This is a genomic window from Pseudomonas spartinae (genome assembly GCF_965197125.1).
GTDB lineage: Bacteria > Pseudomonadota > Gammaproteobacteria > Pseudomonadales > Pseudomonadaceae > Aquipseudomonas > Aquipseudomonas composti_A.
Genome location: NZ_CBDAMB010000040.1, coordinates 1 through 462, shown reverse-complemented (window position 1 = coordinate 462; position 462 = coordinate 1). Strand labels below are relative to the sequence as shown.

The window sequence follows — 462 nt, the reverse complement described above, 5'->3', positions numbered from 1 at the left end:
ATATAGGAGATAAGTTCTAAAAAGAACTTGTTAGAAGTCAAACGTGAGTCATATTTTAAAAGCAATTTTCGGAAAATGTCGTTACTTGATACATAATGGCCTAAATCCAAATGGTAAAGATATAACTTACTAATATCACTTATAACCCCCTCACCTATAAAGGTAAAATGGCAAATTTCCTGTAACGCTTTGGCTACGATTGCAACACTTGGTCGTGGGATTTCTACCCTTTCGTTTTTCTTTCCTTCATTGACGATATAGGAGTTTTCCTTACGCCATTGATCCCCAAGCTCCCAAATCCTACTATAAAGTTCCCACATCGTTCTAGGAGGTTGTTCTTGCTCTCTGACCTCCAAGATTTCACTTTTTAGGTTTGCTAATTCTTCTAGTTCTATGGTTCTAACCTCTCTTTCTATATTCAGCCCGTGCTATACTACTAAAACTGCGGTCTAGCTCTTCAAT

1 protein-coding gene is annotated in these 462 nt (G+C 37.2%); it reads right to left on the bottom strand.

The features are described 5' to 3' along the window. Nucleotides 1–356 (bottom strand): hypothetical protein (locus ACN8M7_RS25960; RefSeq protein WP_490262628.1); only part of this gene is annotated, 356 nt, incomplete at its 3' end. Nucleotides 357–462: the final 106 nt, after the last annotated feature.